Here is a 23,220-nt window from a genome sequence, read left to right on the forward strand (position 1 = left end):
TTTATTCCCTCACTTTCATTTCCCTTTTGGCTTCACCGACATATTCCATATCATGGATCTGCCGGATTGGAACACCGTTCTCCAACTCATATACGGTGTTTGCGATGATACCCGGCAGCATTGACATTGCCGCAACCCCGCCCATTTCCACAGGTTTCAGTCCTATTTCATAAAGTGCCACCGCCAGCATTCCATCCACGTTCATGACAAGATTTTTACCCGTCACTTCGTTCCAGTGATTTTGGATCGTTTTAAAAAGCTGATATGCATCATTGTTCAAATTGTTCTCTTCAAGCACCTTCTCCAAAGCCGCTGCGCGTGGGTCCATCCCCAATCCGCTCGGATGCCCGAGCCCCGGAACCCTTTTCTTCTGCACACGCAGAGTTCCCACAATATTTTCAGCGGTGGCGATGAAATCACCGTCATTGCTTTTGAGCTCTGTCAGAGCCTCCTGGATGAATTCTCCTGCATCCTGCGGGGAGACTGCGTATTTCCCCTGCGCCAAAATTCCGGCAGCCATCGCTGGTCCCAGCTGCGGATTTGCAGAAGCGACTACCCTGCCGGCAAACGGGGCAGGACCCATGGAATAATCCAGTATTGAATTCAAACATGCGGCAAACACCTTGGACTTTTGTTCAGTAGGGATTTCCCCCTTCAAAGTTAAATAAATTGCATCACTGAATCCCAGACGTTCTATAATTTCATCAATTGCGTAACCCCTGACTAAAATTTCTCCGTCCTGTACGGTACTGACCGGTGTTTTCCATTTATATCTATCCATTTAATTCTCAATCCTCTCTAATAATGATCTTAAAGGTGCCTCCGATTCGTATCTCGAGCCATCAAGTATCGATAAGTCGAGATCTGCAACAATGACATCATCACCCTCTTTTACGGACTTCGCCACTACGCCGTCTTCCAGCCTGGTCTTGTTGTCGACGGGGCCAAATATTCCTGAATGCCCCACAGGCCTTAAAGGTTTCTCTTCCGGGATGTCCAGAATGGTCTGGTTTGTGCTTGCGACCACATACATCTGATTTTCCACTGCTCTGGACCTTGCACAGATTTCCACCCTTGAAGCCCCCCTTTGGTTCACCGTCAGTGAAGGGACGAGGAGTATATCAGCACCGAGCCTGGCAGCTTCTCTCGCATTTTCCGGGAATTCAACATCCAGACAAATGTTGATGCCTGCTTTGACCCCTCCCGGCAGCTCCACGATTCCGGGTTCAGTCCCGCCTTCCATCGCCATCGCCCTCTCCGGCGGAGTGGGATTGAATTTGGGGAACCTTTTGAAACCGCCTTCATAATCGAAGAAAAAAGCGCCGTTATATGATTTCCCGTCTTCCTGGTACCAATGACTCCCGACAAGGATGTGTGTGGCATGTTTAAGGCAGAGGCCGGTCATCATTTGAATCATCGGTTCCGTCAAGTCAGTGAAGTAACTGTCATACAGTTCTTTCATTTGCGGTCTTCTGAAACCTTTTAAATTTTGAAGAAGCGGAAGCATTGCGTATTCAGGGAGGACGATCAATTCCGGCTGGCCGGCAGCCTTGATGACGTCTTCCAGATACTCTTCATATTTCTTCATGGTCGTTATATGACTGCCTCTTAATTGTATTGTCGCAACTCTGATTTTTTCCAATTCTTTTCAATCTCCTTTTTGGAAACCTTACCATTTTTTCCGCGGGGCAATTCTTCTAAAAGCTGTATGTGTTTTGGTACCTTATATTTCGCTATGAGCTGCAGTAAATCCTCTTTCAGCTTTTCAATTGAAATATTACTGCCTTTATTCAACACCACCGCCGCAAAGAGTTCTTCTCCCAAAGTTTCATGAGGGACGCCGATGACTGCAGACTCTTGAATGGCGGGGTGTCTGGCCAACCCTTTTTCGACATCCGCAGGGAATATATTGATGCCCCCGCTGATGATCATATCTTTTTTCCTGCCTACGATATAAAAATATCCTTCCTCATCGAAAACAGCTAAATCACCGGTGTAGAACCACCCATCTTTAAACACTTCCCTGGTCATCGTCTCCAGCCCTAAATACTCCTTGAACATAGCCCCGCTTTTTACTATCACTTCCCCGACTTCTTCAGGCTTTGTCACCGTTTCACCATTTTCATCGAGGATCTGCACCTCCACACTTGGAACTTTTCTCCCGCATGAGTTGATTTTATATTCCTGATCGTCATTAAAATTATATGAAAAAATCAACCGGGTTTCAGACAGCGCATAAAATTCATGTAATGTTTTACCGAAGTGTTCTTGAAAATCTCTTTTCATCTTGTCTGTTGAAGGCGCCCCCGCTGTCAGAAGGATTCTGATGGAAGAAAGATCATAATCTTTACCCTGCTCCCGTTTGACATTCAGCAGCATATTGAACATTGCCGGGACCCCCATAAAAATTGTTATCCTTTGATTCTGGATGATTTCGAGCACCCGCACCGGATGGAATCTCTCCTCGAGCACAATCTCTGCACCGCTGAATAATGAAACACCGCATCCGGCGGCCAGTGAAAACACGAATGACATCGGTAAGGTGATGAGGACACGGTCCCCTTTTTTTACGTGCCATGCAGTATTATAGACGCCGACGGAAGCAATCTCCGCTTCATGTGTCGACACCACGCCTTTGGGTTCACCCGTGCTTCCCGAAGTGAATGAGACCAGAACAGGGGCGTCCTTATCAATATCTTCCCTGATGAAGTCCCTGTCAGGATTCGACTGTAAAGGGGTTTTTATATCCATCAGCTCAATGCCGCCATCCACATTTATCTTTTCTTTTTGATCCGATGAATAAATGACCAGAGCAGGCTTGCATTTCTCAATCATAATACTGATTTCTTCCCTGGAGCTGTCGGGATGGAGCGGAACGAAGACTCCGCCCAGTCCCGCTGCAGCTATATATACGGCAAAAAGGGCGGGATTGTTCCTGCTGATGCAGACCAGCCGATCGCCCGGGTTTATAAATCCTTTCAAATGATTGCCCCAAAAGCATATCCTGTCTGTCAGGTCATTATAGGACAGCCTTTGGTCATTGAAAGTGATGGCTGGAGACCCCGGATGATGAGCGGCCCGGTCGATGAAATATCGGGCCAGGTTCATTCTTCTTCTCTCCTCATCATCATTACTTTCCATTCACCTTCCTGACAGACCACATCATCCTGATTGACGATTTTTACGTCGAAGAATACGATTCCTCTGTCTTTCTTTGACGTCTCGCGCTTTGAATTGATTGTCTCCACAATATGGATCGTATCTCCGATTTTAATCGGAGCCTTCAGATCCCATGTCATCCCTAAAAATGCTATCGCAGTACCGTCTTTGATGCCCAGCCTGCTTTCCAGACCTGTTGCAATCGCAAATCCGGCCGGCCCGTGAAGTATCCTTGTACCGAACGGTGTAGTTTTAGCAAATTCTTCGTCCGTATGGATTGGGTTGTAGTCCCCTGAAAAACCTGCAAAAATCACTACATCCGCTTCTGTAATTGTTCTTCTCGGCGTTACAAACTCCTGTCCAATTTCCAAATCTTCGTAATAATAACCCATGTCCATCCCCCTAAATTATTTATGTGGCAGTCCATCCGCCATCTACTGCAATCGATTGGCCTGTAATATATGATGATTCATCACTTGCAAGAAAAGCGACTAAGCTCGCAACTTCTTTAGGTTCTCCCGCCCGCTTCATAGGCAGGTTATTATCAAGGAACTCCTGTGACAAGCCTCTTCCGGTATTCATGTCCGGAGAGTTCTCACCGAGAATCTCCGAGGAGGTTTCACGTATTGAAGTTTTTATAACTCCCGGGCAGACTGCGTTCACCGTTATATTTTCTTTGCCTAATTCTACCGCCATCCTCTTAGTCAGCCCGATTACACCGAACTTTGCTGCTGTATATGATATACCGTCCGCTGATCCCCTCAATCCACCTACGGAAGATATATTGATGACCCTCCCGTTTTGGTTGGTGACCAGGTGATCAGTAAATATCTTGCTTACATTGAAAGTCCCTTTTAGATTTATGTCCAGGATTTTATCCCACAACCCGTCGGATGTATCTCTTATATCTGCATCCCCATCATAAATGCCGGCGCAGTTGACGATGATATCCACAGTCTCCACTTCATCCAAAACTTTCTCATGAAGCTGCTGCACTGCATCGATATTTGAAACATCCGCAGCGACTGCCATGCCCCCGCTGTTGCCCTGAACCATTTCCAGGGTCTCATTCATCCTGTTTTCGGATATATCCGAAACCACCACGTAGCATCCTTTTTGGGATAAAGTATTTGCAATTTCTTTTCCGATACCTGAACCGGCGCCTGTCACCAGCGCCACTTTATTCTCAAGCATTTCCCCACTCCTTTGTTTTTTCTACTTACCGGTAAGTAGAATATAGCATATAAATCTGAATTTTAAAATAAAAAAACATCATCCTTTATAGAATTCATATGCGTCCTTCATTGTGCAGAATTTCACCTGATCTCTGTAAGTTCTGATGAAGTCCCTCACCATTTCAATCCTCGGTCCTCTTCCGATGACTTGGGGATGCATCGTATAAGTGACGATGCTGTCCGGTATATTCTTTGCATAGTCCAGTTCTTCAGACCAACGGGCCTTCACTTCTGAAGGTGCAGCCAAACCGGTGTGCCTGCCGTGAGAAAAGTACGGAAAGTCATCCAGTTCCCAAGGCATCGGGAACTCCATCAATGCACTCTCTTCCCCAAATCGGATATTGCCCTCCAAATCTACTTCGTCCCCTGTCCTGAGGTAGTAGGGTTCATAATCCTGTGCAGACAGGCTAGAGTCGTATTTGATGCCAGCATCCAGCAGTAATTCCGGTGAATGTAAATTTAAATCGAGTGCAGGAGAGCGGAATCCCGTGATATCGCTTTCAATTAATGATTCAAGAGTATTTTTCCCCTTCTCAATCACCTGCTTCTCTTCGTTGAAATCCAGGTCGGTCCATCTTTCATGTATATATCCATGAAGCCCGATCTCGTGGCCGCCGTCTTTGATTTTCAGTACCAGTTCAGGATAGACTTCCGCGACTTTGCCCGGTATGAAAAATGTGGCTTTGACATTCTCCTCTTCAAGCATTTCAAGTATTCTATGGATGCCTACCCTCGCCCCGAATTCCCCTCTGGACAATTCCCTCAAGGTGGTTTTACGGAAAGTGCCGATCCACAAAAATTGAAAATCCACATCAAATGTTAACATTACTCTAGTGCTCATGTTGACCCCCTCTGTTAGATTGATTAAATATATTATATCATTTACTTACCGTTAAGTAAATAAGAATTTAGAATATTTTTTTAAGTCAGATAACCAGCCTGCTGATGGATTGAAAAAGACACCCCTAAGTCGGCAGCCAATGCTTACCACTCCGGGGGTCTTTTAATCTCTATTTCCTAAGCCGGTCGCTCGGCAGAAGTGTCAATATAAAGCCGACTGTATTGAACAGTGCGATGATGGTGATGATGACGGCTTTCATCCATTTTGCCACAAAATTCATGAACACGAGCGGGAGCAGCAGGAACGACAGCAGCTGCGGAAGCTGGAACCAGCCTGAGACCCCTGCATCCTGGTAACGCCTCGACGTCAGGCTGATCGACGGCAGGACGGAAACGATGCCGATGACATCCTCCAGTCTGCGCGGCAGTTTCAATGAGCGTATCAATACGCTTGCCACCACCAGAGCGAATGTCGGCAGCCAGTAATCCTTCCTTGTCGCCCTTCCTCTGAAATGGAATGTTTTCATAAAAAAATCGTTTAAAGCTTGAATCATATTATCTTCCTCCCCTTTGAAGACTCTTTCACCTTCAATTATACAGAAAAAGCTCTTGTTTTCTCATCTGGATCTTTATTTTATAATATTTCTCCTGAAAACACGAAAGTTATATTATCTTTTTTCATTGAAAACGTTATTTTAATGTACGTTATCACATAATCATCTTGATAAGTTCGTGTTTTATGTTAATATAAGTATCAATAAAATAAAATCACACTCATATAATCGCAGTGATATGGTCTGCAAGTTTCTACCGGGAAGCCTTAAAGTTCCCGACTATGGGTGGGTAACTGCCGTGGTCTGTCTGCACCCGGAGTGTACTCATCTCATGATGAAGCGCTCCGGGTGTTTTTAAATACATAGAAGAGGTGTCTTTGTGGACTTGTTGAAAGAAAGAATCATGAAAGATGGTACGGCTTTATCGGATACGGTTTTAAAGGTGGACGAGTTTTTGAATCATCAGATCGATCCGGAACTGATGGTCGAAATCGGCAGAGAGTTCAAAAGACGTTTCAATAATAAAAAAATCGATAAGATTTTGACTTTGGAGTCATCAGGCATTGCACCGAGCGTGATGGCTGGTCTTGAGCTCGGTATCCCTGTCGTCTTTGCAAGAAAGAGAAAATCACTGACGTTGGACGCCGGGTTGTTGACGGCGGACGTTTACTCCTATACCAAGCAGGAGACGAACAACATTGCGGTCGCAGAAAAATTCATCCAGCCGGATGACAATATTTTAATCATCGATGACTTTTTGGCAAACGGTGAAGCTGCGAATGCCCTGATACATATTGTAAAAAAAGCACAGGCCAATGTGTCAGGAATCGGCATCGTCATTGAAAAATCATTCCAGAAAGGCTCAAAGGAACTCCGTGACAATGGGTACCAGGTGGAATCACTTGCACGGATCGAATCTCTGGGTGAAGGCAGTATACAGTTTTTGGATGAGGTCAAAAATTAATGCAATTATCCAAAGTAAAACAACTTTCACTCGGGTTTCAGCATGTGTTGGCGATGTATGCAGGCGCTGTGGTGGTCCCGCTCATCGTCGGCAATGCACTCGGCCTGACTGCTGCACAGCTTACATATTTGATTGCCATCGACATCATGATGTGCGGCGTCGCTACAATTCTGCAAGTATGGAAAAAGAAGTTTTCAGGCATCGGTTTGCCGGTAGTACTCGGCTGTACGTTTACAGCCGTCGGTCCGATGATTGCGATCGGCAATACATACGGCATACCGGCAATTTACGGCGCGATACTAGTTTCAGGACTTTTTGTACTGTTGATTGCCACATTTTTCAGTAAGATCGTCAAACTGTTCCCGCCGGTCGTCACCGGTACCGTGATTACAATCATCGGCATCACTCTGGTGCCTGTCGCGATGAATGATATTGCCGGCGGTCAGGGCAGTGCGGATTTCGGTTCGATGACGAACCTCGCACTCGGCTTCGGCACCCTTGCTGTCATCCTGGTTTTATTCAGATTTGGCAAAGGATTCATGAAATCGATTGCGATATTAACCGGCATTGTCATCGGAACGGTCGGTGCATCGTTTATGGGTCTTGTAGACTTCAGTGCCGTCGGGGACGCTTCATGGCTCCATCTGCCGCAGCTATTCTACTTCGGTACACCTGAGTTTCATCTTGTACCGATTCTGACGATGATGCTTGTAGTGACCGTCGGACTGATAGAAGCGACCGGCGTATACTTCGCACTCGGAGATATTACTGAACGTGATGTGAACAGCAGCGACTTGAAGAGAGGCTACCGTGCAGAAGGCATTGCCATCATTTTTGGCGGGCTGTTCAACGCCTTTCCCTACACGACCTATTCACAGAATGTCGGTCTGATCCAGCTGTCCGGCGTAAAGAGCAACCAGATCATCTATATCGCAGGCGGCATGCTGATACTGCTCGGACTCGTTCCCAAAATCGGGGCCATCACCATTGCCATCCCCACTTCGGTACTCGGCGGTGCGATGCTTGCGATGTTCGGCATGGTCATCGCCTACGGCATTAAAATGCTCAGCCGTGTCGATTTCTCAGACCAGAGAAATTTGATGATCATGGCAGTCTCGATAGGCATGGGGCTGGGCGTGACAGTCGTCCCTGAAATGTTTGCGATTGTACCGGAAAGCATCCAGGTCGTGACAGAAAGCGGCATCGTCATGGGCAGTCTGACTGCAATCATATTGAACTTTATTTACCATATCGGTGATATGGGCTATATAAAATCGAAAAATAATGACGAAGCGTCACTCACGAAAGAACATGTGACGGAATAGCCAAAAGACATGTACTGTAAGTTACAGCACATGTCTTTTTATGTTCAAATATACTACTCGCCTTTCAAGTCAGCCAGTTCTTTTTTCAGCTTTGTAATTTCTTCTTTCATCGCCATGCTTTCTTTCCTCAGGCGATTGACACCGCCCATGCCTGTACTTTCGGGTGCTTCAAACTTATACATCAATAATGAATTCCACTCATTTTGGGCTTCGACTTTAATATCCAGTTTCGGGGCTATTTCCAATAAGTTTTCCAGAAATTCTGTAAGGTGCTTCGTCGTCCCTGAAACCACCAGCTTTGCTTTGCCATTTTTCAGCATTTTGATATGTCCGCCCAGTCTGTGCCCGGTGGCTGAATTGGATATGATATTTTTATAGTAATTGACATTGCCTGAAAGCACCAGATGGACATTTTCAATATTCCCCTTCGGTAAAGGCGGCAAAATGACTTCTTTTACTATGCCCTTTTTAAGAAAACGGAAAATCTTATCAAAATCGAAAGTGAAATAGTCATTCACCCCTTTGTCGATAGCAGCCGTTTCAGGAAAATAGTAATCGAGTATTTTTTTTGAAACATCCCTTGATTTACCGTAAATCGGAAACATATGGCCGCCGAGGTCCGGCCTGCAGTTGATTTCAAGCACTTTATTCGTGTCTTTTTCCTCATCCCTGATAATATCCACACCGCCCATGTTCATGCCGGGAATGCTCTTTACTGCATTGACTGCCGTCTGAATATAATCTTCTGAAACATCTTCAGTGATATCCACCGTATCCGATGCATCTTTTGCGAATGTACTGTCAGTCAGATTGATTTGCGTCCCTTTTTCAAGGACGGAATCCAAACTGTATCCCTGACTGCCGATAAAATCATTCAACTTTCCGTCAATTTTAATCTGGCTCGCGCTTAAATGCGGATTCAATCTCCGCTTCTGATTTTTCAAATCAATCAGCTGCCCGATAGTGTGTTCGCCCTCCCCCTCTATGTGGGCTGCCACTCTCTTGAATGCAGCAATCAGCCGGTCTTCGATGACGTAGGCCCTTGTGTCAAAACCCGTCGCGTGACGTTCAACGATGATATCTGTATAACCCAATTCCCCGTGGACATATTCCAGTCCCCCGGCGAGGGCAGCCCGGTCATTAAGATTCGTCCGGACGCCTATCGCCAGACTCGCATGGGCAGGTTTTACGATTACAGGGTATCCGATTGAATCAGCGTAGTCCAATGCCTCTGTAAAGTCATTCTTTTGAACAGATATCACTTTGCCTTCAGGTACAGATACACCCGCTGCACTTAAGTGCGCCTTCGTCAGCTCTTTACTCTTGCCGATCTGTCTCGCTTCTTTTGCGACTTTATCACCCAAAGATAGTTGGAATCTGTATGTCTTGTCGCCATAGGACAACTTATGACGGATTTTGATATGATTTTTAACGTATACCGTCATAAATCTGACTTCAATACCCCGGCGCCATGCCTCAAGCGCCATCCTATACATGCTTATGCTCGGGCCCTGGGCTTCTGCAGGATGGTTCAGCATAATATCTTTTGTAAAATCAAGTTCTTTTAACGTCATGACAAGTCTCCTCTTTCTACACTGCTGAATTTTAATAAAAACCGCTTATTAATATCAATTGTACCTTTATAACTACCCTCTTATTCCATGAGGTAATTGAATCTCATAATATAATTGGAACGCATTTACTTTTTAACGGCAAAATCCCTGTAACCATACTCCACAGGGACTACAAGGATTGCCTTCAAATAAAAATTCAAGTTAGAGATATAATTTCTCTGACCACTGATATTTCCAAGCTTCGAGGTTCTTCAATATGTACATATCCAAATTTTTCAGCTGTCGAACCTATTCTTTCACCTCTGACAGATTTAAAGATTGCTGCCCTGATTTCTTTTCTTTCCCCTGCCTCAGCAGACGCAGACCATTCAATATGACCAGAATGGTCGAACCTTCATGGAAAAGTACCGCCATCGGCAAATTCAGCAGACCGAAAATATTCAATATGACCAGGGTGATGATGACTCCAACCGAGAAGATGACATTGCCGACAATGATACGATTCAGTTTATGGCTCAACTTGAAACTATAGAAAAGTTTATGCAGATTATTTTTTACAATTACAACATCGGAAGATTCCATTGCAACCGAAGAACCGCTGCCCATCGCAATGCCTATATCAGCATTTGCCAGTGCCGGGGCATCGTTGATGCCATCGCCGATCATACCGACCACTTTGCCTTTTGCCTGGCTTTCATTGACATACCTTATTTTATCTTCCGGCAGACAGGAGGCAGCAAAATCGGCAATTCCCACTTCATCCGCAACTTTTTTTGCCACCATTTCATTATCCCCGGTCAGAAGGGAGACCTGGATATTTTCTTTTTGAAAACCGGCTACAGCTTGAACGGCTTCTTTCCGTATACGGTCGGCAAGGGAGAAGTAACCTTCAATCCGATTGTTTTTTCCTACGAAAATATTGGTATTACCGTCTATTGCCTTATTCATGTACCCAAACGGATCTTCAAAACTTGCAAATGCTGCAGGTTTACCAACTTCTATATGTCCTTTCCTCATTCCAGATCCGACAACTTCCTCGACCGGCTCTGTGTGGTCGATGCTGCCCAGATCCAGGTTTTTAAACCTGTTTACAATCGCTTCGGCAATCGGATGACTGGACTGTTGCTCCATATAAACAACTTCTTTAATAGTCTCTTCGTCCGCGGCATAGTCAACAACCTGAAAGTCACCATGTGTCAGTGTCCCTGTTTTATCACTATAAAGAATATCCATCGTACTCAGTGCTTCCATGGCTGCGCCGCCTTTAAAAAGTACGCCATTTCTTGCACCATTGCTTATGGCACTTAATGTTGCCGGTGTGGCCGAAGCGACCAGCGCACACGGGCTTGCGACTGTTAACATGACCATCCCTCTGTAAAAGGCTTCTTGAAATGGAAAGCCATTGACAACATATAATATGAAGATGAAAATCGGCACGCCGACCAATACACCGATTACATATTTGGATTCAATACGATCAATGAATTTTGAAACTTTGGATGGCCTGCTTTGTGCTTCTTCCACCATTCGTATAATATTTGAAAAAATAGTTTCATCACTTGCTTTGTTGACTTCCAGGTAGAAAGCATTTCCCTCATTGATCGTCCCGGCAAAGACTTCTTTTCCTATTCCTTTGGTAACAGGTACAGATTCTCCAGTCAAGGCGGATTCATTCACAAATATTTCACGATCGGCATAACCATCGATTGGAATCTGCTCCCCCCTCGATACGACAACCGTATCCCCCACAACCAGTTCTTCAGTGGGCACTTCTATCACTTCACCATTGTCTTTTAATACGTTTGCAGAGGATGGCACTTGTGACATCAATTCAGAAATTGCTTTGGTTGATTTATTGGTCGCATAGTCCTCTAATACTTCAGCGCCTGCAAAGATGAACAATAAAGCAGCGCCTTCAGATTCAAAGCCGATGATGACTGCTCCAATCGCGGCTAAAATCATAAGCAGGTCAACATTCGGAGATTTTGACTTGACTGTTTCTATCACCGCATTTCTTGCTGCAAAGAAACCTAAGAAGAAAATGGCTATATAGAAAGAAATACTGCTGCCGATATCAGTGAATAACATCAGAATGAAGCCTGAGATTATGAAGAGAGTGCCTATGAGCAGAAATTGACCCGCACGATTTTTGATCAGATAATTTAACATTTGATGGCTATCCCCCTTATAGTCCATAAAGCAGTCCAATGATTCGATTTTTCTTTTGCTGCCACTTTAAACTTGATTAAAAATTGATATGTAATGTAACCGCTCAATCTATTAAAATCTTAATTAATTATAATTATTATAATGTAATAGTATTTTAAAAATATATAGCCGTCAAATTTTATCATCAAATGATAATGAGTATTGATAGAGGTTGTCTCCTTTGATGAAAGTGTCAGATTTACTAAGACGAGTTCTCTTAATTACTGCTTGGTTCATAATCATTCATATCAATCTGATAATCAACCTCTCACTTATTCATTGGTTCATAATAAAAGATCCCGGACAATAGTTGGAAGGTCCGGGATCGGTCAAGTGGATATTATATTAATCAGGCAGCTTTTACTTTTGATTTTGTAACCGGATAGCCCAGTTTTTCAATCACATTTTCGATATTTTCAATCGTAGTCGCTTCCCCATCAAAATTCACTTTGACTTTACTTGCATTGAACATGACTTTGACGCTGTCTTTTTCAACACCGTCCACACCTTTTACAGCGTTATCAATCTTCTGGAGACATGATGGACATGATAGGGTTTCTAACTGAATGGTTGCTTTTTGCATAATATATCTCTCCTATTTATAATTTTTAGTCGTTTCCTTCTCTACAATTCAAGTATACGACGTTTTGCCGTTTAAATAATTGACGTAGATCAATTTTTGATGGATTATTTAAAATGTTTCTGCTGCATTGTTACTTTTGCCTCTTCGACGGTAAATCATCAATCTCATGGCGTTGAAGATGACCGCAAGGATACTCAGTTCATGTACCAACATGCCGATTGTCATGTTCATCCAGTCACTGAACAGCAGGGCGGCTAGTAAGACCAGCACCACACCGACTGCAATGATGATGTTCTGTTTCATATTTCTCGCTGTCGATTTCGTCAGACCTAAGGCATGAGTCAAGCGGCTGAAGTCAGAGTTCACCAGAACGACATCCGATGTTTCAATCGCTACATCTGTACCGGTGCCCATGGCAATGCCGATATCGGCCAGCGCCAAGGAAGGACTATCGTTCACGCCATCTCCGACAAATGCCACTATCTGTCCTTCTGACTGTAATTTTTCAAGATGAGCGGACTTATCTTCCGGCAGCATATGTCCGTATGCTTCTGTCAATCCAAGTTCGCCGGCAACGGCATCCACAGTGCCCTGGTTATCTCCCGACAGGACAACAAGGTTTTTAACACCAAGCTTTTTCAGATTTTCCAAGTCTTCTTTAACACCCGGTCGAATTTGATCCCGGATTCCCATCAATACCTGCAGCACACCATCCACTGCAGTCAGTACAAGGGAATTTCCGTTTTTCTCAAAACGTTCCAGATCTTTTCTGACCCTCTCATTCAACTCGACATTTTCTTTTTCCATCAAAGCGACATTTCCGACTGCGACACGGCGGCCCTCTACTTTAGCAATGATACCGCCGCCTTTGACGACTTCAGTTTCATCTACATCAGAGAAGTTCGTTGGGCCGATATCCTGCAGCACCGCTTTAGCCAGAGGGTGATCTGATTCCCGTTCGACACTGGCCAGATATCCGAGCACTTCATCCATGTCTTCTCCGTAAAATTCCTTTTCTGCAACTTCAGGATTTCCAATGGTCAACGTACCGGTTTTATCAAAAAGGATTGTGTCCACGTTACTGAAATCATTGATGACTTCACTGCCCTTTAAAAGGACACCGTTACGGGCACCGTTTCCAATGCCTGCAACGTTGGATACAGGAACACCGATTACTAAGGCACCTGGACATCCCAGCACCAGAACTGTAATCGCCAGTTCAACATTACTCGTGAACAGCCAGACAATAAAACCCAGTACCAGCACTGCCGGTGTATAGTATTTGGAGAATCGGTCAATGAACCGTTCAGCTTCCGATTTTGAATCCTGGGCCTCTTCCACCAATTCGATAATTTGACCGAATGTTGTATCTTCCCCGACACGGTCAGCTTCAATCTGAATCGTCCCGTTTTCCAAAATTGTACCAGCAAATACTTCTGATCCGTTCATTTTACTCACTGGAACAGACTCGCCGGTGATACTTGCTTCATTGATATGGCCTTCACCAGTTAAAACGGTGCCATCGACAGGTATTTTCGCACCGGTTTTTACTAATAAAACATCACCTTCATCGACATCATCAACGTCCACTTCTTCGAATTCACCAGCCGCATTTTGTTTCAACGCACTTTCCGGCGCCATTTCCGTGAGTTCTTTGATGGCCGACCGAGTCCTCTTCAGTGTCCGCTGCTCCAAATAAGAACCAAATAAGAATAAGAATGTAACAATCGCTGATTCTTCATAGTTTTGAATCAGTAAAGCACCGATAACGGCAATGGTGACCAATACGTCAATGCTGATAACCTTTACTTTTATTGCCTGATAAGCCTGGATTGCAATCGGTGCAATACCGATGACAGTTGCAATGATGAGTGACAAATCGAAGACGAACATGTTACCCATACCAAATCGACCATAGAATCCAAGTATGATCAACGTTGCACTGACCAATGTAATCAGGTTTTTTGCATCTAATATAATTCTTTGCATGATACTGCCTCCATCTCTCCATATCTTCTTGTTAATTAAAGTATAAGGGTTTAACGGCATATAAGAATTGACCTAAGTCAAGATTATAGGAATTAGATGTTAAAAACGCCTTATCAGTAGATAAAAAACTTAAAAAGTTAACGGAATCGTATGATGTTACGTTTCTTGACATCTGGTGGCAATATTTTCATCAACGCAGTATCCACAAACAAACGCAGTTTACCACTTGATGATTGATAAACTGCAGGGAAGTTATTTTATCGATAATTATGATATTATAAAATGAATATTAAGAAGGGATAAAACGATATGAAAATGTATACTTTGACACGTTATCAGAAGTTGCCCGTCACACCGGAAGAGGCATGGAAATTCTTCTCAAACCCAAAAAATCTGGAAGAAATCACGCCGGATGACATGCCTTTTGAGATGATCGGCGACGGGCCGCCAGGCATGTATGCTGGTATGATCATCCAGTACAATATCGAACCTTTCCCAAAATTCCCCGTCAAGTGGATTACAGAGATCACACATGTGGAAGAAGGAAAATACTTTGTTGATGAGCAGCGGTTCGGTCCGTTCAAATTCTGGCATCACCAACACCACTTCCGTGATATCGAAGGCGGGGTCGAGATAATCGACACGGTGAATTACATCCTGCCCTTCTCTCTCATTGGACGAATCACCCATAACTTGATGGTGGAGGGTCGGCTCGCGGAAATATTCGATTTCAGGCAAAAAACATTGAAGGCGGCTTTCGGCGAGATGGAAAATTAACTACATTAAAATCAATGTAATGACATTTTTAAATTTTGGAGGTTGAATATCATCAATATTATACTGAAGAAGAATGACAGCACGGATAAAATTGAAGTTACAGAAGAAGGTACAAACATTAAGATTGGCAACGATAATTATGAAATCATCGACCAGACCGGCAGCATCTCAAGTAGCGGCGCCATCGTTCTGAACTGCATTCCAGTCAAACCAGAAGGCCGGGAGAGATTTGAGGAGAGATTCTTGAACAGGCCGAAGCGGATTGAAAACGAAGAAGGTTTCAAAGGGATCAGAGTGTCACGACCACTTGAGGGAGATACGTATATCGTCCTCACCCAGTGGACGTCAGAAGAAGCCTTCAGAAACTGGCAGGACTCCGATGCTTATTCACATGCACATAAAAAACGCGGAACGGATAAGGGGCTAGACCGTGACGCAAGTGTGTTAAAAGCGAAACCTTATCATGAGGTTTATGATGTTGCATCATATAATTAATCATTGATATCTCGCCTTCTTTAACCACACTGGAATCTAGACCGCAATTAGTATAAAATAACAAATACACTCAACTTGTAAGAACACAAGATGATGTTTTGCTATTTTTATTTTATAATCAAATCAGATATTTTTGATAAGAAAAATGCCATGTGAATTTCATCTTATATTGAAGTTAACCACAACTTTCAATAAAGGAAGAAAATCTCATGATACTACTGAGTCCTGTAAAGAAAATATACGAGATTAGGAGTGATAATATGATGGTCGGATTTATGAGAAACGGGCGCAAACCTTTCAGATTTGTAAGGTTATTGGCTAAAACATGTGCTTATAACGATATTGATCTCGTTTATTTCAGTCCAAGGAACGTCGATATCGAAAAGAAAACGGTTAAAGGACAAGTTCTTATAAAGAATAAATGGATGACGAAAGAAGTTCCGATCCCTCCATTTATAGATACAACACCTTATTGTTTTAAAAATGAGAAAGTGACTGAATTCCTTAGAAAGAACTCTACTTTATCTACAGACAGCATCGGAACAAAAGATGAAATTTATAATAAAATCAAGGAAGATGGAGAATTTGCCCATTTACTGATTCCAACCGGGGAATATTCAAATTTCGAAGAGTTTTTGAATTTTATAAATACACATAAAACTATTGTTATAAAACCGAAAGCCGGTCTTCGAGGACATAATATTTATATGGTTAAACAGCTTAGAAGAAACAAATTTTTAATAAGCTACCAGCAGTCTGAAGAAAAAATGAATAAAGAAAAGTTAAAACAATTATATGAAGATACCTGGCATGGAGACGGACACATACTGCAAAAATATATAACTTCGAGAACGAAGTCAGGTGATCCATTCGACTGCAGAGTACGCCTCGAGAAAAATGGAAGAGGAAAATGGTCTGTGGCAATTTATCTTGTCAGGATAGGTTCAAATCAAAAAGTGGTCTCCAATGTTGCTCAAGGAGGAAGTGTGACAACACTCACCGCTTTTCTTGAAGGTAATTTCCCGGAAGAGAAAGATAGATTGAAAGAAGCAATCAGACGCATTGCAAAAACTCTTCCATATAAAATCGAGGAATTATTCGATGTGAATTTCAGTGCCCTCGGTCTCGATATCGGGATTGATCAGGAGGCCAACCTCTATCTGTTCGAAGTGGAAAATGGTCCCGGAACAGAATTCGGCGAAGGTCAGATTGCATCAGCTAAAACTGAATATTATAATTATATCTCAAAAAAACTTTCATAATTGAAAAAGTACATCCGGATTTTAAGTCTGGATGCACTTCTTTCTATCATTTATCTTTCCCTAATTTCTTTTTTAAACTGCCGATTTTTCTAACTGGCACCGTCAGTTTCCATGAACTGCTGTTTTTCATCTTATTATATTCTTTTTTATAATACTCTCTCTCTTTTTCGAGTACAGCAATCCGATTTTCCAATCTCTTAACTTTTTCCGGTTCATAACCAAGATACTTTTCCAATGTTTCAGCATGTGCTTTTTCGACTGCTTTTATTCCGTTATTATCTGCAATGTTATTTAAAATATATTCATAATATTGAATCCTTAACCGGCTTGTTCTTGCCAAGACCGTTTTAACGGCAGGGGCCCGGTTTGCTTCAAATAAATATAACTCTCCGTTCCTGGTGATTGCTATATCAAATCCAAAAGCCATAGTTGGTGAGTCTATCAGGCTCTCAATTTTAGTAGGCAGTGTTTCTGTCAGCTCTGTTATATCCTTACTAATCTCTTTCCACTGATTTTCAAAGTTCGCTTTAAGGAAAGGAACCAGATCACTGATGCCACCGCCCTGATTGACGTTTGATATGACTTTTTGGCCAATGCCTATTCTTATATAATTTTTGAGAACGGCCCATTCACCTTTTTCAGCTTTTTGTACATGTATTCTGCAATCAAAAGGATCACCCTGTTTCGTCCTGGAAGAAACATATTTCTGGCAAACATAGTTTTTCCCTCTTATAAACTCATTGAAATACCCTTCAACCTGAATTATTCATAGAAAATCATTAACAGGCAATTAATGCCGGTTTCACTGGCTTTTCAAGGGAATGGCCATTTACTTGAAAAGTGAAAAAAGAACCCAATTCTGATAAGGTTAAAGCACTACCAAATAACCATCAGAAAGGGTTCTTATAATGGCTACTTTACCGCAAATCTCACTGGATTTCAATCGCAAGATCAAACTTTCAAACGACGGCGGTGCACTGTCATCGGATACGGGCAGTTTCCTCTTCCGGGAATTCGATGAAACAATCGGATTCTCAAAGACGATTAACCAACATCTGCACTTGAAAGACGACCGGCTGTACCACATCCATTCCAATGCAAATCTGTTGCGTCAGAAGCTGTATCAAATAATCGCCGGCTATGCAGAAGATGATAGTGCCGACCATCTGACGACAGATCCAGTGTTTACACAAATCCTCGGGTCCGATGCATTGGCGTCTCAGCCCAGTCTATCACGGTTCTGGTCCCGTTTTGATGACACAAGCATTGAGCAGCTGGACCGTGCCAATCAGACACTGTTGGATAAAGTCCATGCGCACCGCCAGTCGGAAGCGCTCATCATCGACTTGGATTCCACCCATGCGGATACATATGGCGCCCAGGAGGATGCGGCCTACAACACGCATTACAACACGGTCGGTTTTCATCCTATCATTGCGTTTGATGGGATGACGGGGGATTTTCTCAAAGTCAAACTGCGGTCGGGCAATGTGTATACCTCCAATGGGGTCGTCGATTTTGTACAGCCGCTCATTGCTCACTACAATGAAAAGTTTCCGGCAACGACACCATTCCTCCGCGGGGATAGCGGTTTCGCCGTGCCGGCGTTGTATGAGTTATGTGAAACGGAGTCGGTCGCTTACATCATCCGCCTGAAATCCAATGCCATTCTTCAGCGAATCGCGGATGAAATGTCTCCGGCCACAGCGTCTGACATTACAGAGACGGAATATCATTTCGAAGCCACGGAGTATCAAGCGAAATCTTGGTCCAAACCGAGAACAGTGATTGTTCAGTCGGTCCGCCCGGCGAATGAACTGTTTTTCACGCATTCATTTTTCATCACAAATCTTGGTGATGCCTTTTCGCCAGAGAATATCGTCAAGGTTTACAACAAGCGCGGTACGATGGAGAACTACATCAAAGAAGCCAAGAATGGCTTCCGGATGGACAAGATGGACAGCCATACCTTCCGGATCAATGCAGCGAAAATGATGCTCAGTCTGTTGGCCTACAATCTGACGAACTGGCTGCGCACCCTCTGCTTTCCAGACGGCCAACAGACCATGCAGATTGAGACCATCCGGATACGCATCATCAAGGTGGCCAGTAAACTCGTGAAATCCGCCCGGTCTCTTCAATTTAAATTGTCCAGCAGTTTTGTATACAAGGATTTTTTCGACCAGGTACTCCGGCGGATTCAGAGACTGAAACTGGAGTGAATGCGGCAGGCATCCATTTTTTAAACACTGATGTTAGACCAAGGGTGTAGTCTGTCCAAAAACAGATCCGTTTTAGAAATTCGTTCTGAAATGTTGTTCAAAACAAGAAAATCACTTTGATTTTGCCAAGCAAATAGAAAAATATTAGGAATCATATAATTTTGAAGCAATTGACGGTTCAACTGGGAAGTATGAATAATTCAGGTTCAAGTTCTTTTTTATTAAAGTAGCGATCTTTCATCAGATAACTTAAAACGTAAGAATCATCATCTCTGAATAATTTGTATACTCCCCGGCCCTTGTCACTGTATATCGGCTTTAAGACAACAGCTTCGTGACGATCAAGGAATTTGATAATATTATCAAATTCCTCACTCCGGATGGATGGTATGACCAAATGGCTGAACTTGTCATCCTGCTTTAACCTTTCAAGAAGTGTATGCTTATCCAATGTATTTTTAGCATCATATGTGAAGTTTGAATGGTTTCTTAAATGATTGATAACAAGTTGATACTTTGGTTTGAAGCTTGCGGGGGTACTATCTATAACCAGAGGAATTTCAGTCGTGACTTCAGACCAGCCGGATCCATGAAACAGTTGTCCTTTGACAGTATTGCTATTTATATCAACATCATCCGGCCGCATAAATAATAGATTTAAACCTTGCGAACGGCACAGCATGGCAGTCAACTCTGCAAAAGCTGACGGCTTCTTCGCTGTTCTCATAAATCCGATCATCATATCATACAACCTTTCCTTCATTGATTGTTCTAATTCCAAATGATAGATAATCTCCTGAAAGATTTACTGATCTCCTTCTTGTATTATTTATATTTCACTCAAAAATAAAATTCGGGATAAAATCATTAAACTCTTTCGTACTCTGCCAGTATACGCTTCACGATTTTTATGAAGTTGGTCGATTTAGATGCCTTCAGCATTAAAGCTGTATCCTCTTCAAAATTTGCGATTATGTCATCAATCAATTCATCCATATCAGTATAATGAAACAGTTTTTTTTCGTCAAATCCTGTATCTTTCGCCTTCTGTAAAATATATCTGCTGCTTTCACCATACAAATAAACTTTATCCAGATTAAGATTGTTTAAAGCCCCTCCTACTTTTTCATGGCCTTCCTGAGTATACGAGCCCAACTCTGCCATATCACCCAGTAAAGCAATCTTTTTAGGGCTGTCAAGATAATTATTCAATACTTTCAAACCTGCAACCATTGCAGCCGGATTCGCATTGCCCGAGTCATCCAACAAGCTGCGGTTTCCTTCAAGTTGATCCAGTGTCAGCCTGCCTCTTTGGACTTTAACAGTACTTAAACCTTTCCTGATTTCTTCTGGTGTTAAACCCAGCTTATCTGCTATCGCGATTCCAAATAATGCGTTCACCACATTATGTTCACCCAAAATGGGTAAAAACATATATTCATTAACACTGTTAAGCTCTACATGAAATTCCATGCCGCCATTATTAAATTTGAGATCCGTTGCTCTGTAATCTGCACTTTCAGTTATACCGCATTTGATAATGTTGCCTGTAAAGTACTTCGTATCTATTAGCTGAGAGTATTCATCATCATCATTCAAGTACAGAGTCCCTTTCGGATCCATGTATTTCATCATCTCGGACTTGGATGAAACGGTCTCGTGAATCGAAGTGAAATTCTCGAAATGAGCGTGGCCGACTGATGTGATTACACCGATATTAGGCTGGATCAGTGTACATTGGTTCTTTCCGGTTTCTTTATTACCCATCGTCATTTCCATCACTACAGCTTCATGTTCGTCTGTTATTTTCTTAACATGTCTTCTTGTCGAACGTACAGTATTGTAATTTCTTTTGGATTTAAAAATATCATACTTAACAGAAAGAAGTGCCGCAGTGATTTCTTTCGTTGTTGTTTTGCCAAAGCTTCCAGTAATTCCGATTGTTGGTACATCCAAATATAAAGTAGTGTGCATAATATGAACTCCTCTAAAAATCTGTTGTTATCATTAAATATATTTATCTGCCAAATTTGCTTCTTATTTTTCTGACAGGTTCGGTAACTTTCCATGATTTACTGTTTTTAAGGTTTTCAATTTCCTGCTCAAGGGCAGTTATCCTGTCATTTCTTTGACAGATTTTCTTTTTATACTGTCTGATTTGACGTGAACTCTTTTCTTTGTCAGCTTTAGCAATATCTGTTTTTTTCAGCATTTTATCTGATGTTTCTGGTTCACTTGAACGTAAATCATTAAAACTGTATCCGATACACACTCCGGAATCATAATCAGCTGTTGAAATATCATTTAAATATTTCTTTGTCTGCAGATAATCATAGAAGTAAGCGACATCCTGATAATTGCCAACAATCGTCAATTCGAACAGACTATCATCTAATACATTGAATTCTCCATCAAATTTCAGTCTGATAAAATTATCCTTTATCATTTTTTTTAGTTTTTTCAATTCATATTTAGATTGAAACTTTATTGATTTTGATACTAAGTTTGGTTCATAACGATGTTTGGGTATCAAAATCCTGCTCAGACGATTGTTACGTAATCCATCATTCACAGATTCATAATCAAAATAGAATTTCGGTGTCTTGTCATTTAAATATTTACCTTTTGTTTCAGGAAAATAATAATCTATAATAGCTTTAGGAACCGGTCTTGCCTTACCCTGCATAGGATATAGATAATTCCTTATTCCTGGTCTGCCGTTTATCGATAAAACCGAATAATCTTCTGTGTCCTGATCGTAATGGAACTCTACTTCTCCCTGTATCAGACCGGGAAATGCACCAATAACATTGACCAAGTTATCTTTCATTTCTTCTGAAAATATATCTGATACATCCACAGGATCTTTACTCTCTGTTTCAGATTTTATAGCGACCTTCTCTCCTGATCCAGGAACTGAATCTATTTTGTAATTTTGCTTCTTCAAAACATTTTCCAATTTTTCATCAGCAGAAATTTCAAGATTGATGATGCTTGGCACTCTGCTTCTGACAATATTGCTTTCTTTCAGCAGCTCATTAATGGATCTAGATCCGTCACCCGTGATATACGGTGTTTCCTTTTTATAAACACCGATAACTTTATCATCTACTATATATGCATAATAATGTGTTTTTTCAGCAGATTCTTCCAATAAAAACCCTTTGTATTTAGCATTCTTCTTTTGCTTTGCAATAAATTTCGATACCTCTTCCGGACTGCCTTTTGTAACTGTTCTTTTATTTTTAGAAGAAGAAGCAAGTTCAGTTATTTTTACAGGGTAATTAAAATCACTTGTTATATTTTTAATTGCATCCAAGTCTGCAGTGTTGACGATTCCGCTTCTGACTGCAGGAATATCTTTGCCAGCCAGTATTTTTCTGGTAGCTATTTTATTTGCTACAGTTCTTACAGCCTTCTGGGAGACCAGCTCAGACCTGTTATGTGTGAACTTTACGTTTTTTTGCCTATTACCAATGATATATCTGATAAAGTGTCTTCCTCTTGATTTTGAATATACATTCTCAAAACTTACACTCAATCCTCTTCTCCATGCCTCAAAAGCAATGGTATACACATTAATTGATATACCATATGCCGCCTCTGGTACAGCGCCTTCAAGTTCTGAAAGCCAATATGGATTGTTATTCATACAGATTGCACTCCTTATTAGATTCATTGTTTGTTTTCAATTTCAGTTTTAATTTTCTTATCATATATAAATATTTCTTTATTAATATATTTGTAATTTTCAAATATATTTTTTAATAGTCAAATCCATGCTGCAAAACATATTTTGATATTAACTGTGCATGTAGTACAATAAAATTTAATTTAGCATATGAAATAATTCATCTCTGATTTTTTGTAACGTATGAAAAGATTATACATTTTAATAAGGAATAAAATCAAATTTTAATATGTTATTTGATATTGAAATTATAATTTCGGGATATGCTTTAAAATTTCAAAGGAGGTTTTTAATATCAGTAATGACCATGAAATCACCGCTAAACAGGCAACTTCTAAATTC

General features: G+C 41.9%; 21 protein-coding genes and 1 riboswitch. Of the genes, 6 read left to right on the top strand and 15 right to left on the bottom strand.

All coding sequences use genetic code 11. The features are described 5' to 3' along the window. Window position 1: 1 nt before the first annotated feature. From ACY8DT_RS03090 to ACY8DT_RS03120, 7 genes are all read right to left on the bottom strand, one after another. Entirely contained in the window at window positions 2–781 is a 780-nt protein-coding gene (locus ACY8DT_RS03090; protein ID WP_462421481.1) for a citrate/2-methylcitrate synthase, read from the bottom strand. Beyond that, complete coding sequence (locus ACY8DT_RS03095) at window positions 782–1,642, bottom strand: nitrilase-related carbon-nitrogen hydrolase (protein WP_462421482.1); 861 nt, start codon at window positions 1,640–1,642, stop codon at window positions 782–784. Next, window positions 1,609–3,141, bottom strand: a complete 1,533-nt coding sequence (locus tag ACY8DT_RS03100) for a class I adenylate-forming enzyme family protein (protein WP_462421483.1) — start codon at window positions 3,139–3,141, stop codon at window positions 1,609–1,611. The genes ACY8DT_RS03095 and ACY8DT_RS03100 overlap by 34 nt, the downstream gene beginning before the upstream one ends. Then, window positions 3,105–3,551 (bottom strand): MaoC/PaaZ C-terminal domain-containing protein, encoded by a 447-nt coding sequence (locus ACY8DT_RS03105; protein ID WP_462421484.1) that lies wholly within the window; start codon window positions 3,549–3,551, stop codon window positions 3,105–3,107. Before ACY8DT_RS03105 ends, ACY8DT_RS03100 begins: the two co-directional genes overlap by 37 nt. Window positions 3,552–3,570: 19 nt before the next feature. Next, window positions 3,571–4,353, bottom strand: coding sequence for an SDR family NAD(P)-dependent oxidoreductase (locus ACY8DT_RS03110; protein WP_462421485.1), 783 nt, complete (start codon window positions 4,351–4,353; stop codon window positions 3,571–3,573). A 78-nt stretch (window positions 4,354–4,431) separates the two neighbouring features. Then, a complete protein-coding gene (locus ACY8DT_RS03115; protein WP_462421486.1) occupies window positions 4,432–5,235 on the bottom strand; it encodes a polysaccharide deacetylase family protein in 804 nt (267 codons plus the stop codon). Between the two features lie 169 nt (window positions 5,236–5,404). After that, window positions 5,405–5,788 (bottom strand): DUF805 domain-containing protein, encoded by a 384-nt coding sequence (locus tag ACY8DT_RS03120; protein WP_462421487.1) that lies wholly within the window; start codon window positions 5,786–5,788, stop codon window positions 5,405–5,407. A 200-nt stretch (window positions 5,789–5,988) separates the two neighbouring features. Continuing rightward, window positions 5,989–6,090, top strand: a riboswitch (purine riboswitch). Between the two features lie 77 nt (window positions 6,091–6,167). On the opposite strand from ACY8DT_RS03120, the gene ACY8DT_RS03125 reads away from it, so the two are divergent. Both ACY8DT_RS03125 and ACY8DT_RS03130 read left to right on the top strand, forming a co-directional pair. Next, entirely contained in the window at window positions 6,168–6,752 is a 585-nt protein-coding gene (locus ACY8DT_RS03125) for a xanthine phosphoribosyltransferase (RefSeq protein WP_462421488.1), read from the top strand. After that, entirely contained in the window at window positions 6,752–8,077 is a 1,326-nt protein-coding gene (locus tag ACY8DT_RS03130) for a nucleobase:cation symporter-2 family protein (protein ID WP_462421489.1), read from the top strand. The genes ACY8DT_RS03125 and ACY8DT_RS03130 overlap by 1 nt, the downstream gene beginning before the upstream one ends. Window positions 8,078–8,130: 53 nt before the next feature. Here the strand turns inward: ACY8DT_RS03130 and ACY8DT_RS03135 are convergent, their stop codons facing one another. From ACY8DT_RS03135 to ACY8DT_RS03150, 4 genes are all read right to left on the bottom strand, one after another. Next, window positions 8,131–9,651: an ATP-binding protein gene (locus tag ACY8DT_RS03135; protein WP_462421490.1), complete on the bottom strand. Its 1,521-nt coding sequence runs from the start codon at window positions 9,649–9,651 to the stop codon at window positions 8,131–8,133. A gap of 288 nt (window positions 9,652–9,939) precedes the next feature. Further along, window positions 9,940–11,820, bottom strand: a complete 1,881-nt coding sequence (locus tag ACY8DT_RS03140) for a heavy metal translocating P-type ATPase (RefSeq protein WP_462421491.1) — start codon at window positions 11,818–11,820, stop codon at window positions 9,940–9,942. Window positions 11,821–12,208: 388 nt separating this feature from the next. Further along, window positions 12,209–12,442 carry a heavy-metal-associated domain-containing protein gene (locus ACY8DT_RS03145; RefSeq protein WP_462421492.1) on the bottom strand — a complete coding sequence of 78 codons (234 nt, stop codon included), beginning with the start codon at window positions 12,440–12,442 and terminating at the stop codon, window positions 12,209–12,211. A gap of 108 nt (window positions 12,443–12,550) precedes the next feature. Further along, window positions 12,551–14,431: a heavy metal translocating P-type ATPase gene (locus tag ACY8DT_RS03150; protein WP_462421493.1), complete on the bottom strand. Its 1,881-nt coding sequence runs from the start codon at window positions 14,429–14,431 to the stop codon at window positions 12,551–12,553. 309 nt (window positions 14,432–14,740) lie between these two features. Here ACY8DT_RS03150 and ACY8DT_RS03155 point away from each other — a divergent pair, with 309 nt between their 5' ends. The 3 genes from ACY8DT_RS03155 (at window position 14,741) to ACY8DT_RS03165 (ending at window position 16,965) form a co-directional block, all read left to right on the top strand. Next, complete coding sequence (locus tag ACY8DT_RS03155; RefSeq protein ID WP_462421494.1) at window positions 14,741–15,208, top strand: SRPBCC family protein; 468 nt, start codon at window positions 14,741–14,743, stop codon at window positions 15,206–15,208. 42 nt (window positions 15,209–15,250) lie between these two features. Next, entirely contained in the window at window positions 15,251–15,703 is a 453-nt protein-coding gene (locus tag ACY8DT_RS03160) for an antibiotic biosynthesis monooxygenase family protein (protein ID WP_462421495.1), read from the top strand. A gap of 260 nt (window positions 15,704–15,963) precedes the next feature. After that, complete coding sequence (locus ACY8DT_RS03165) at window positions 15,964–16,965, top strand: YheC/YheD family protein (RefSeq protein ID WP_462421496.1); 1,002 nt, start codon at window positions 15,964–15,966, stop codon at window positions 16,963–16,965. Window positions 16,966–17,011: 46 nt separating this feature from the next. Here ACY8DT_RS03165 and ACY8DT_RS03170 read toward each other — a convergent pair whose 3' ends face one another. After that, window positions 17,012–17,731 (bottom strand): YheC/YheD family protein, encoded by a 720-nt coding sequence (locus tag ACY8DT_RS03170; RefSeq protein WP_462422214.1) that lies wholly within the window; start codon window positions 17,729–17,731, stop codon window positions 17,012–17,014. Between the two features lie 142 nt (window positions 17,732–17,873). Between ACY8DT_RS03170 and ACY8DT_RS03175 the strand changes: the two genes are divergently transcribed. Next, on the top strand, window positions 17,874–19,187 hold the full coding sequence (locus tag ACY8DT_RS03175; RefSeq protein WP_462420189.1) for an IS1380 family transposase: 1,314 nt from the start codon (window positions 17,874–17,876) through the stop codon (window positions 19,185–19,187). Window positions 19,188–19,365: 178 nt separating this feature from the next. Here the strand turns inward: ACY8DT_RS03175 and ACY8DT_RS03180 are convergent, their stop codons facing one another. The 3 genes from ACY8DT_RS03180 to ACY8DT_RS03190 form a co-directional block, all read right to left on the bottom strand. Next, on the bottom strand, window positions 19,366–19,968 hold the full coding sequence (locus tag ACY8DT_RS03180) for a YheC/YheD family protein (RefSeq protein ID WP_462421497.1): 603 nt from the start codon (window positions 19,966–19,968) through the stop codon (window positions 19,366–19,368). Window positions 19,969–20,054: 86 nt separating this feature from the next. Further along, window positions 20,055–21,161 carry a UDP-N-acetylmuramoyl-tripeptide--D-alanyl-D-alanine ligase gene (locus ACY8DT_RS03185; RefSeq protein ID WP_052254686.1) on the bottom strand — a complete coding sequence of 369 codons (1,107 nt, stop codon included), beginning with the start codon at window positions 21,159–21,161 and terminating at the stop codon, window positions 20,055–20,057. Between the two features lie 43 nt (window positions 21,162–21,204). Further along, a complete protein-coding gene (locus tag ACY8DT_RS03190; RefSeq protein WP_462421498.1) occupies window positions 21,205–22,839 on the bottom strand; it encodes a hypothetical protein in 1,635 nt (544 codons plus the stop codon). Between the last annotated feature and the right edge of the window lie 381 nt (window positions 22,840–23,220).

The sequence above is a fragment of the Salinicoccus sp. Marseille-QA3875 genome, assembly GCF_054950095.1.

Coding starts and splice junctions, on each gene's coding strand:
- ACY8DT_RS03155 (WP_462421494.1), top strand. CDS start 14,741: ATGAAAATGTATACTTTGACACGTTATCAGAAGTTGCCCGTCACACCG.
- ACY8DT_RS03165 (WP_462421496.1), top strand. CDS start 15,964: ATGATGGTCGGATTTATGAGAAACGGGCGCAAACCTTTCAGATTTGTA.
- ACY8DT_RS03100 (WP_462421483.1), bottom strand. CDS start 3,141: ATGGAAAGTAATGATGATGAGGAGAGAAGAAGAATGAACCTGGCCCGA.
- ACY8DT_RS03090 (WP_462421481.1), bottom strand. CDS start 781: ATGGATAGATATAAATGGAAAACACCGGTCAGTACCGTACAGGACGGA.
- ACY8DT_RS03120 (WP_462421487.1), bottom strand. CDS start 5,788: ATGATTCAAGCTTTAAACGATTTTTTTATGAAAACATTCCATTTCAGA.
- ACY8DT_RS03130 (WP_462421489.1), top strand. CDS start 6,752: ATGCAATTATCCAAAGTAAAACAACTTTCACTCGGGTTTCAGCATGTG.
- ACY8DT_RS03150 (WP_462421493.1), bottom strand. CDS start 14,431: ATGCAAAGAATTATATTAGATGCAAAAAACCTGATTACATTGGTCAGT.
- ACY8DT_RS03105 (WP_462421484.1), bottom strand. CDS start 3,551: ATGGGTTATTATTACGAAGATTTGGAAATTGGACAGGAGTTTGTAACG.
- ACY8DT_RS03185 (WP_052254686.1), bottom strand. CDS start 21,161: ATGCACACTACTTTATATTTGGATGTACCAACAATCGGAATTACTGGA.
- ACY8DT_RS03135 (WP_462421490.1), bottom strand. CDS start 9,651: ATGACGTTAAAAGAACTTGATTTTACAAAAGATATTATGCTGAACCAT.
- ACY8DT_RS03145 (WP_462421492.1), bottom strand. CDS start 12,442: ATGCAAAAAGCAACCATTCAGTTAGAAACCCTATCATGTCCATCATGT.
- ACY8DT_RS03110 (WP_462421485.1), bottom strand. CDS start 4,353: ATGCTTGAGAATAAAGTGGCGCTGGTGACAGGCGCCGGTTCAGGTATC.
- ACY8DT_RS03140 (WP_462421491.1), bottom strand. CDS start 11,820: ATGTTAAATTATCTGATCAAAAATCGTGCGGGTCAATTTCTGCTCATA.
- ACY8DT_RS03190 (WP_462421498.1), bottom strand. CDS start 22,839: ATGAATAACAATCCATATTGGCTTTCAGAACTTGAAGGCGCTGTACCA.
- ACY8DT_RS03115 (WP_462421486.1), bottom strand. CDS start 5,235: ATGAGCACTAGAGTAATGTTAACATTTGATGTGGATTTTCAATTTTTG.
- ACY8DT_RS03175 (WP_462420189.1), top strand. CDS start 17,874: ATGGCTACTTTACCGCAAATCTCACTGGATTTCAATCGCAAGATCAAA.